The organism is Lysinibacillus parviboronicapiens (assembly GCF_003049575.1).
Classification (GTDB): domain Bacteria; phylum Bacillota; class Bacilli; order Bacillales_A; family Planococcaceae; genus Lysinibacillus; species Lysinibacillus parviboronicapiens.
The window spans coordinates 1-9,220 of record NZ_PYWI01000058.1 but is presented as its reverse complement, the minus strand read 5'-3'; the positions used below and the strand labels follow the sequence as shown (position 1 = coordinate 9,220).

Genomic DNA, 9,220 nt, shown 5'->3' with positions numbered 1-9,220 from the left:
AATTACAAAGTGAGGGATTGGTTGAAATAGAAAAGTTGGCTAATGAATTAAGTATGTTGCAGAAACTCTCAACAAGTATAGAGTTTAAAGCTAAACTTCTTATTTGTAACAACGGTGAAACCATCGAGACTTCACACCTGAATAAAATATAGATATCAAGTCACATCCAATGGGTGTGGCTTTTTATTATGCATTTAACTATTAATTGTGGAGGGGTGAACAGGTGGAATGAATAAAGATGAACGCAAACAAGAACTAATCAAACATATTAATAATGATGAAGTTTTACAAATCAAAAGAGTGGATGTCTCTACGTAAAGAAGCATTGAAGCGTGACAACTTTGAGTGCCAAATATGTAAAGTAGCAGGACGTTATCACAAAGCTGAAAATGTTCACCACATGAAAGAAGTGAAGACGCATCCACATCTGTCATTGACTCTAAGTAACTTACAATGCCTATGTATTAATTGTCATAACAATGTACATGACCGGCTTGAAGTCACGCGAAAGAATAAGTTTTACCAAGATGAGAGGTGGTAACATGCAACTTACTGATGGTACATGGACATATGACACAGATTTTATAGATGCAGTGGTTGTTAGGCCACAACACGAATGGTATGAGCGCGATATGCTGAATGCTTTCACTCGATACGCTTATTATCGTTACAAACAAATCCGTGACTGTGTTAACACACGTAAGTGTAAGCACATGAGGATTGAGAAAGTTCGTGAGCAGTTGGCTATAGATAACAAGCTCATCTTCACTAGTGAGTTGCTACGTATTACGGCTGATGAGATCCATTACATCGTCGGCTTTGCTGACAAGCATTTACAGTACGTCAAGTAGGACACCCCCCGGTCAAAAACTTTCGCCTATTTTAAGGGATTCTTTCAACGGGAAGGGTTCATGGGAGAAAACATTTTTCGATTTATCTTGTAATAATTGCACCCTTTACATGCGTGCATAAATATATACACAGAAAGGTGGGCAGGATTTAAAGAGGGAAAGGCTCATCGTGGAAACATGTACTACGCGTTAAACGTGCAGCCGAATCAAAACCAAAATGCGACTGCATTCTTTCATAAGGCTATTCGAAAATTTATCTATGAAGGTGAATGTTTAATCGTCATGCAGAATGATAACTTCTATATAGCGGACAGCTTTAATGTTGAAGAGTTCGCATTCCAGGAGAATAAATATTCAGGCATCCAAATCGGAAATTTAGCGATGAACAAGATGTTTAATGAATCCGAAGTCATTCGTTTGAAATTGACTGATACAAAAATTCTATCTGTCTTAAATGATTTGTATGAATCTCATGGCAGAATGATAGAGGCAGCTAAGAGTTACTACAAGTTTAAAAATAATAAGCGTGTATTAGTGAAGGGTGACTTTTTAAGACCGCAAGACGATAAAACACAAGAAGCAATTGACGATATGTTTGAAACACAATTAAAAAATTGGTTTGATCCAGATAAGAAAAGCGTTGCTTTCCAATTACAAGAAGGCTTTGAGCTTGAAGATATGTCAGACGCTAAAGTGGGATTAAGCATTGACAGTCGAGACATTAGTAATCTTATAGATGACATTTTTAATTATGTAGCAATGGCATTTCACGTCCCTCGTGGCTTGTTGAAAGGCGATCTCGCTGACATCGATAAACAGACCGACAATTTTATTATGTTTGCCTTGAATCCGCCTGCGGAGATGATGGAGGACGAATTTAATCGTAAGGCTTACTCCAAAGAAGACTATCTAAATCGTACTTATGTAAAGATAGACACATCGAAAATAAAAATCACAGACATCGTACAGTTGGCAACTGCTTTCGATAAAATGTTTGCGATTGGTGTTTATACAATTAATGATATTTTAAGCGAGCTGGGCCATGAAATAGTCGATGATGAAATAGCGAATAAGCGTCATGTTACAAAGAACTATCAAGATGCAGAAGAGGCATTGAAAGGAGGTGAGGAAAATTGACAGTTCAAGCAAATAAAAGACGAAGACGTTTCAAAAATTCGCAGTATGAGGACCTAGTGCCAGAAATTCCGAAAAACTTCACTGTCGAAGTGGACGAGGATAACGATGAAACAGTTTTAACTATTTATGGTGACATCGGTGAAAGCTGGTGGTATGATTCCACATCGGCTAACGATATTGATCGAGCACTAAAACAAGTCAAAACAAGCAATATTTCAGTACGCTTAAATTCACCTGGTGGCGATGCTTTTGATGGAATCGCTATTTACAACCGATTGAAGGACCATCAAGCTAAGGTGAAAATCATTGTTGATGGTTGGGCTTGTTCAGCTGCATCTATTATGGCTATGGCCGCAGATGAATTAATCATGAATATGGGTGCTATGATAATGGTACACGAGGCATGGACAATTGCTGTCGGTTCTAAAACAGAAATGCAAAAGACTATTGATATGATGGTAAAACTAGACGAATCACTTTTAGATATTTATATGACCAAAGCGCAAATCACACGAGATGAGATGAAGCAATTTGTGATAAATGAAACATGGTTTACGGCAGACGAAGCGGTGGCGATTGGTTTTGCTACTGCAACAGAGGACACAAAAGATGAAGAAGCGGACAAAGCGAATGCAGAAGCATATAAAAATAATGTACTTGCTCGTTTTAAGCAGGAGCCTATACAACAACCAAATAATGTTTTAAACAAATTCCAACGCAACTCAACTGAGTAGGCGTTTTTATTTTATTTAAAAATAGGAGGTCATTTACATGACAGGTATAAAAAATTTAGATAAAGAGCCACAAGGCATTGACAAACAAGCGCAAATCGATGGGTTGAAAGCTGCTTTTGAAAATGGCGATGCAGCCGAAGTTGCGGCACGTATTGTACAGCAATATGAAGAGAATTTTACTCATTATCAGGATGTAATGAACACAACCATCCGTGAAGCAAAACGTGCAAATGAGCAACAATGGGATGCGACAGTCTTGGCAACTCGCGGAGTACGCCAATTAACAAATGAAGAAAAGAAATTTTATTCACAAGCGATTGAAGTGGAATCTTTCGACGAGGTATTAGCGCTTATGCCTCCGACAGTATATGATCGTATATTTGAAGATTTAGCCCTGGATCATCCATTGTTATCACTCGTAAACTTTACGCAACTTGGTGCTACTACACAATGGGTTGTACGTAAAGAAGGTGCTACAACAGCCTATTGGGGCGATGTATGCGACGAAATTCAAGAAATGATGGATAGAGGTTTCAAAACAATTGAAGCAAAAGCATACAAATTATCAGGCTTCTTGGTTGTATGTAAAGCAATGTTTGAGCTTGGCCCTGAATGGTTAGATCGATATGTGCGAGCAATCATGGCAGAAGTTGTATCAGCAGAATTAGAAAAAGTAATCGTCAACGGCACAGGGAACAAACAACCGATTGGTATGATGCGAAATTTGGATGGTGCGGTAGTTGGTGGCGTATATCCTAAAAAAGCGACAGTGGAATTAGTGTCATTTACACCACATGAGATTGGTACAAAAATTCTAGCACCTTCAACAAAAAATGGACAACGTGATGCGCAAGATGTTGTTTTAATTATTAACCCATTTGACTACTACTCTAAATTATTTGCGTATAGTGCTAAACAACGTGAGGATGGTGTTTGGACTTTTGGCAATTTCCCAGTGCCAGAGCTTGAAATCATTAAATGTTCAGCAGTACCACTAAACAAAATGGTTTCAGGTAAACCAAAAGACTACTGGATGGGCGCAGGAAAAGCAACGTTAGAAACATCGGATCATGTGCGAATGATTCAAGACCAACGTCTTTATTTAACTCGCCAATTAATAAACGGACAACCACTAGATAACGAAGCGTTTACAGTATTTGATATTACAAAAACAGCGATTAATAATGCATCGGCTGGTGCGACACAAACACCGGATACACCGTAAGGAGGGGAAACATATGATGACAGCAAAAGTAGTGAATCCATTTAAAGAACTGCAACACAATGGCCATATGTACAATGCAGGAGACACGTACCCAACTGAAGGTTTCGTAGCCAAAGCAGAACGTGTCTTTTTTTTAACAGGTGTTCATCCGAAATACAATAAAATCTATCTTGCAGAGGTAGCAATTGATGAACAGGAAGAGTCGGAGGAGCTTGTTTTAGAGCATCCTAAGCATACAGGAGGAGGCTATTATGAGCTTTCTAACGGTGATAAGGTAAAAGGTAAGGACGAAGCTATTAAGGCTGAAAGTGCACTAAAAAGTGGTGAATAACCATGCCTGAATTACTTGAAGAATTAAAACATCGGTTACGTATTACCTGGGATGACGAAGATGCTGAATTAGATCGAATCATCAATAGAGCAAAGTCTTACTTCAAGAAATTGACGAGTAAGGCTTTTTCTTTTGAATTAGAGGCATGGGAAACGGAACTACTATTGGAACGTTGTCGCTATGTTTACAATAATGCAGTAGATGAATTTGAGAAGAACTTTGCAGATGAACTCAAACGCCTTATCTTACACGTAGCTTTGGAAATGAGGGGTGCTGATGGCCAACAAGAAAATCCGTGATGTGCTAAATGATGGCTTTATCCAGTACGGTACAAAGGAAACAGAACGATCTCCAAAAGGGAAGCGTATTGGTGAAAAATATGTACCGATGGGGCGACTTGCTTATCAAGAAATGTCATGTCGTGAGGCAGATTATGAAATGGCCAAAGTTTTGAGTGCTGTATTAGATTTAAAGATTCGTACACATTATCCGCCACAATTACAAAGATTGAATAAGAGTAAATTGAAAGTGATTAAGGATGGTACAGAATACGATGTTATCAAAGTAGATCACGACCGTGAAAAAATGTATCTCTATTTTTACTTGCAGGAGGTGGGTACGCATGAGCAAGACAAAACAGAAAATGAATCAACAGATTGAGGGAATGTTAGCAGCTTTACAAACATTTAATTTATCAATTTTTGAAGATAATCTTGCAGAAGATGAGGAAGCGCAGTTTAAGAAGAATGACTACCATTTCTTTGTCTATGAAACGGGCGATATGATTAAAAATGATGATCTTAAAACAATCAGTCAGGATGTCGTGATTTACTATTACTCAGAAAATCGAGACGATTTGGATGAACGAACAATTGATATTATTACCGCATTATCTGATGTATTAACGATGACGCTTGAACGTACGCAGAAGCAACGTTTACGACGGAAAGATACAGACCGTTGATCGAATTATCTTCTTATATCGTCGTAAAATCGTTACTGGGTGCACGAAACTATGAGAGCACAAGTCGAATTTAATGACATCATGTCACTGGAAGAAAAAATTAGGATGCTACCAAATCGTGCAGAAAAAGAGATTAATCGCGTGTTACATACACGTGGTATTGAAATAGCAACAAGAGAAATGACCAATCTTTTGCCAGTTTCACGTGTTAGTACTAAAAAACATGCGAAAGAAAGTAAGTGGTCCACAAGCGAAATGGCCAATTTAGAATTTGTTGTAAAGTCAAAAGGCGGAGCAGCTAACAAAAAAGGAAGCTTCGGTTATCTCGTATTCCCGGATGAGGGGCGGGGCCCTTCTAATCCGTGGGCTCAACATTTTAGTGACCGATCTTTACAAAAATCAGCGCCGAAAATTTTAGCAGAGTTAGACGAAGCGCTACAAGAATTAATAGAGGAGGGCTTATAATGCCAGCACAAGTTATTGAACAATTCGATGCGTGGAACATTCAAAACGCATCTATCCAATTCATCAAAGGGGATCAACATGAACCAGGTACAAAATTTGGTTGTGTGGGTACAATTGCATCTGAACCAGAAACGGTTGTTTTATCAAAAAAATGTGGTCGTGCAACAATCGGTGAGAAAACAGTCACAACAAAATTAAATGTAACGGTAAGTGCCCACGTACCGGTCAAAGTTTTGCGTGATTATTTTGGATTAACAAATACTGATTTGAAACCTGGAATTTATAGCTACGGTTCTCATTCAATAGGTAAAGATTTTGTATTTACAGCTGACGTTATGGATGAATTTGAGGATCTAACGAAATTAATTGCTTTTCCGAAAGCCTCTAATGCAGGTGGCTTTACCATCAACATTGATGCATCCCAAGAAGAATTAGCCATGTTAGAACTAACTTTCTCAGCTGTTTCGGATGCCAATGGCCAATTTTACTACGAAGCCATCACCGCTGAATTAGAAGATGAGACAGTCGCTGACAAATGGCATACAAATTTCACGCGTGCATTGGTTGAAAAACCAGCGCCCGATACACCTTAACATGACACCACTTATTGTAGCTTTGTAAAAAGGTTGATAAAAATCATCTCTTTAGTTTTTCTTAGAAGTGATTTTCATTGGATATTTAAAAATCGATGTGAAGATTGTGAAGAAATGTACTTCAACTAACGGTGCAGGTTAGTTGAAGAATCAGTTAGAAACTTTTACTATTTAGGTTCGTATAACTATTTATTAACATTATTGATTTTGCAAAATCACATAATATATGAGGTGGATAAAAATGTATAAATATATGTATGTAGAAGCAAAGGTTGCTGGTTTATTTACAATGAATAGTCATAGGGAATTAATCGATAAGTATAGTAAAGAAGGCTGGAGATTTGTTGCTGCTATTCCTAAAAGTAGTGGGTCATATGGTCAGATTAAAGCAAATGATTTGGTTTTTGAAAAATATGAAGAAGAACAATAGATTTCTTTTCTAGGAATTAATAAGAACTAAAAGATATTAGTTTGTGAATAATTACAATTAAACTCCCATGAAAGAACTTAATCATCTTTCATTTTCTGTGGTGAAGTGCTGATTTTTGTGCTTCATGGATGGCTAACGGGTGTTTTAGCAGAACAGGGCTTGGTTTTACCCCTTTAGATATGATTGTCTAAAGGGGTGTTTATTATGTTGAAAAGGAAAAGAACATCTGTGGAACTAGTGGTGACAATAGAGTTGCACCACAAATGAGACAGAAGAATAGGGTGCTTTATCTGGGGAAATTGGAATATTTATTGATTATAGAAACTGTAGCTATTGAAAATGGAACAAATAAAAGCTAAATAACAATAATATAATCTCTTTTCTAGATATGCCTTTATCAAGAATCAAAGAACTTAATACCACTTAGTTCAAAAGCATCGGAACTTGGGCTATAACCAACTAACTTTCTTGTTCCTTCAATATCAATTCGTTTAAACCTGTTGTTAGATACACCATGTAAAATTGAAAATGGAGGTAAGTTCTTTGCCGTCATCGACTTTAAGAGAAGGTCCATAAAATCTTCTGGGCTTAAGTATGCACTCATATCTCTAGCTGTTAGTGGTTTACCATATGGATTATAATCATCATATGCACCTATACGAATAGCAAGACTTTGTAACCCTTCTTCATAAGCAAAATAAGAAGCAACAGCCTCTGCAAAACACTTACTTACCCCGTACATATTTTTGGGTCTCGTGGGTGAATAAGCATGTGGTTGATAATCCAAAGGATAGCCTTCAATTGTTTGAGCACTTGAAGCAACTATCACTTTGGATACATTATTATCACTAGCAGCTCTAAAAATATTATAGGTTCCCTTTATATGATTTTCTAATAAGGAGCCATAAAAATCAGCATTTGGTGAAGGATTACCTGCCAAGTGTATAACTATATCTATACCTTTCGTAAATTCTTGACAAGCAGCTAAATCAGAAACATCTAAATATATGATTTCATGATTTGTATCTTTAAAAGTATCTAAAGCAGATAAGTTAATATCTGCTAGTCGTAACTGGTAATTCCCTTGCTTATCTAGGAACCTTGTAACATCTTGGCCAATCTTACCTGCAGCACCTGTAACTAAAATTTTTTGCATTTCACTTCATCCTTCCATGAAAAATACATCCCTTGTCAAGGGTCATATAATATAGCATGCACTTATTATAAGTTTGTTATGGCATTAAATAAAACGAAGAAATATAATGGAAACATGAATAAAATTCATAAGGAGGACCATAGTGACTTTAACAAAATATGAAATATTTAACAAAGTGGCAGAACTCAATAGTTTTACAAAAGCTGCAGAAATGTTAGGTTTCACCCAATCTGCTGTAAGCCATGCAATTAGCAGTTTGGAAAAAGAGTTTTCCTTTCCTTTATTTATTCGCAATCACTCTACTTTAACATTGACCAAGAATGCAGAGGAGCTTTTAATTACCGTTCGGAAAATTTTATACTATAACAACATGCTGAAGCAGGAAGTAGCCGCTATCAATGGGTTCCAAAAAGGAATAGTAAGAGTAGGGGTTTTTTCGAGTATTTCTAAAAACTGGATTCCTGGTATTCTTAAAAAAATGGAGGAAAAGTTTCCAAATATTGAAATCGAATTACTGGAAGGAAACTATGCTGAGGTTGAGAATTGGTTACAGAACGGGAGATTAGATTGTGGATTTATTAATAATGATACTTACTTTGAATCATTTGAAAAATCCTTTGAAATCGTACAATTGAAGAGGGATCGACTTTTATGTGTTGTATCTAACCAATCCCCATTATGTAAGGAAAACCAAGTATCAATGCAACAAATAGAAAATGTACCTTTTATTATGCCAACTTATCAGTGTTATGATGATATTCAAAAAATATTTAGGGAGAATAAAGTTAGCCCCAATATTCGATTCGAAAATATGAATGAATACTCGGTGATCTCCATGGTGGAGAATAATCTAGGAATTAGTATATTGCCAGAAATGATTATACCGAAATCAAAAATTTCTTTTACAGTCATTCCACTTGAAAGTGATAGCTATCGAACTATTGGATTAGCTATAAGAAAACCAACCTCACTCGCGACTAAGAAATTTTCAGAGATTACTAAAAAGTGGGTATCATTTGAATCAATTTAATTTTGCCAAAATCTGAGCTATTTAAATTGATATGGTTCTTCTTGAACTAAACCAGCTAATAGAATGTCAAGAAAAACATTTTTAATCGAAAAACACTTCATGTTATACTAAAAATGCGCAAGACAAATAACCCTCCTCGTTCAGTGTGGAAGGTTTTTGTTTTATTTGAAAATGCTGTTACTAAATAGTTTCTTGGAATGGTGTTTTCGTTTTTAAAATCGCATAAATCCAGTGTAAAAGCTTATTAGCACAAGCAATAATGGCTACTTTATATGGCTTTCCTTCCTCACGTTTTAAATCGTAG

14 protein-coding genes and 1 pseudogene are annotated in these 9,220 nt (G+C 36.5%); 13 read left to right on the top strand and 2 right to left on the bottom strand.

Annotated features, from left to right (window positions below; all coding sequences use genetic code 11):
• Positions 1-277: 277 nt before the first annotated feature.
• From C9J35_RS22515 to C9J35_RS22460, 12 genes are all read left to right on the top strand, one after another.
• Positions 278-541: an HNH endonuclease gene (locus tag C9J35_RS22515; RefSeq protein ID WP_107927065.1), complete on the top strand. Its 264-nt coding sequence runs from the start codon at positions 278-280 to the stop codon at positions 539-541.
• 1 nt (position 542) lies between these two features.
• Positions 543-851, top strand: a complete 309-nt coding sequence (locus C9J35_RS22510; RefSeq protein WP_054770059.1) for a hypothetical protein — start codon at positions 543-545, stop codon at positions 849-851.
• 96 nt (positions 852-947) lie between these two features.
• Positions 948-1,988, top strand: a complete 1,041-nt coding sequence (locus tag C9J35_RS22505; RefSeq protein WP_107927063.1) for a phage portal protein — start codon at positions 948-950, stop codon at positions 1,986-1,988.
• Positions 1,985-2,722 carry a head maturation protease, ClpP-related gene (locus tag C9J35_RS22500; protein ID WP_054770056.1) on the top strand — a complete coding sequence of 246 codons (738 nt, stop codon included), beginning with the start codon at positions 1,985-1,987 and terminating at the stop codon, positions 2,720-2,722. Before C9J35_RS22505 ends, C9J35_RS22500 begins: the two co-directional genes overlap by 4 nt.
• Positions 2,723-2,759: 37 nt before the next feature.
• Positions 2,760-3,947, top strand: coding sequence for a phage major capsid protein (locus C9J35_RS22495; protein ID WP_107927061.1), 1,188 nt, complete (start codon positions 2,760-2,762; stop codon positions 3,945-3,947).
• A gap of 13 nt (positions 3,948-3,960) precedes the next feature.
• Positions 3,961-4,278, top strand: a complete 318-nt coding sequence (locus C9J35_RS22490; protein WP_054770055.1) for a hypothetical protein — start codon at positions 3,961-3,963, stop codon at positions 4,276-4,278.
• A gap of 2 nt (positions 4,279-4,280) precedes the next feature.
• Positions 4,281-4,577, top strand: a complete 297-nt coding sequence (locus C9J35_RS22485) for a head-tail connector protein (RefSeq protein WP_054770054.1) — start codon at positions 4,281-4,283, stop codon at positions 4,575-4,577.
• Positions 4,555-4,938, top strand: a complete 384-nt coding sequence (locus C9J35_RS22480) for a phage head closure protein (protein ID WP_107927059.1) — start codon at positions 4,555-4,557, stop codon at positions 4,936-4,938. The genes C9J35_RS22485 and C9J35_RS22480 overlap by 23 nt, the downstream gene beginning before the upstream one ends.
• Positions 4,901-5,242 (top strand): hypothetical protein, encoded by a 342-nt coding sequence (locus tag C9J35_RS22475; RefSeq protein WP_107927057.1) that lies wholly within the window; start codon positions 4,901-4,903, stop codon positions 5,240-5,242. The genes C9J35_RS22480 and C9J35_RS22475 overlap by 38 nt, the downstream gene beginning before the upstream one ends.
• Positions 5,243-5,293: 51 nt before the next feature.
• Positions 5,294-5,707, top strand: a complete 414-nt coding sequence (locus C9J35_RS22470; protein ID WP_107927055.1) for a hypothetical protein — start codon at positions 5,294-5,296, stop codon at positions 5,705-5,707.
• A complete protein-coding gene (locus tag C9J35_RS22465) occupies positions 5,707-6,300 on the top strand; it encodes a phage tail protein (protein ID WP_107927053.1) in 594 nt (197 codons plus the stop codon). Before C9J35_RS22470 ends, C9J35_RS22465 begins: the two co-directional genes overlap by 1 nt.
• A 241-nt stretch (positions 6,301-6,541) precedes the next feature.
• The gene (locus C9J35_RS22460; RefSeq protein WP_054770052.1) at positions 6,542-6,730 is read left to right on the top strand and encodes a DUF4177 domain-containing protein; all 189 of its coding nucleotides are present in this window, start codon (positions 6,542-6,544) and stop codon (positions 6,728-6,730) included.
• A gap of 397 nt (positions 6,731-7,127) precedes the next feature.
• Here the strand turns inward: C9J35_RS22460 and C9J35_RS22455 are convergent, their stop codons facing one another.
• Entirely contained in the window at positions 7,128-7,886 is a 759-nt protein-coding gene (locus tag C9J35_RS22455; protein WP_054770051.1) for an NAD-dependent epimerase/dehydratase family protein, read from the bottom strand.
• Positions 7,887-8,028: 142 nt separating this feature from the next.
• On the opposite strand from C9J35_RS22455, the gene C9J35_RS22450 reads away from it, so the two are divergent.
• Entirely contained in the window at positions 8,029-8,916 is an 888-nt protein-coding gene (locus C9J35_RS22450; protein WP_107927051.1) for a LysR family transcriptional regulator, read from the top strand.
• A 180-nt stretch (positions 8,917-9,096) separates the two neighbouring features.
• Here the strand turns inward: C9J35_RS22450 and C9J35_RS22445 are convergent.
• Positions 9,097-9,220 (bottom strand): annotated as a pseudogene (locus C9J35_RS22445) (IS110 family transposase); the annotation flags it as partial.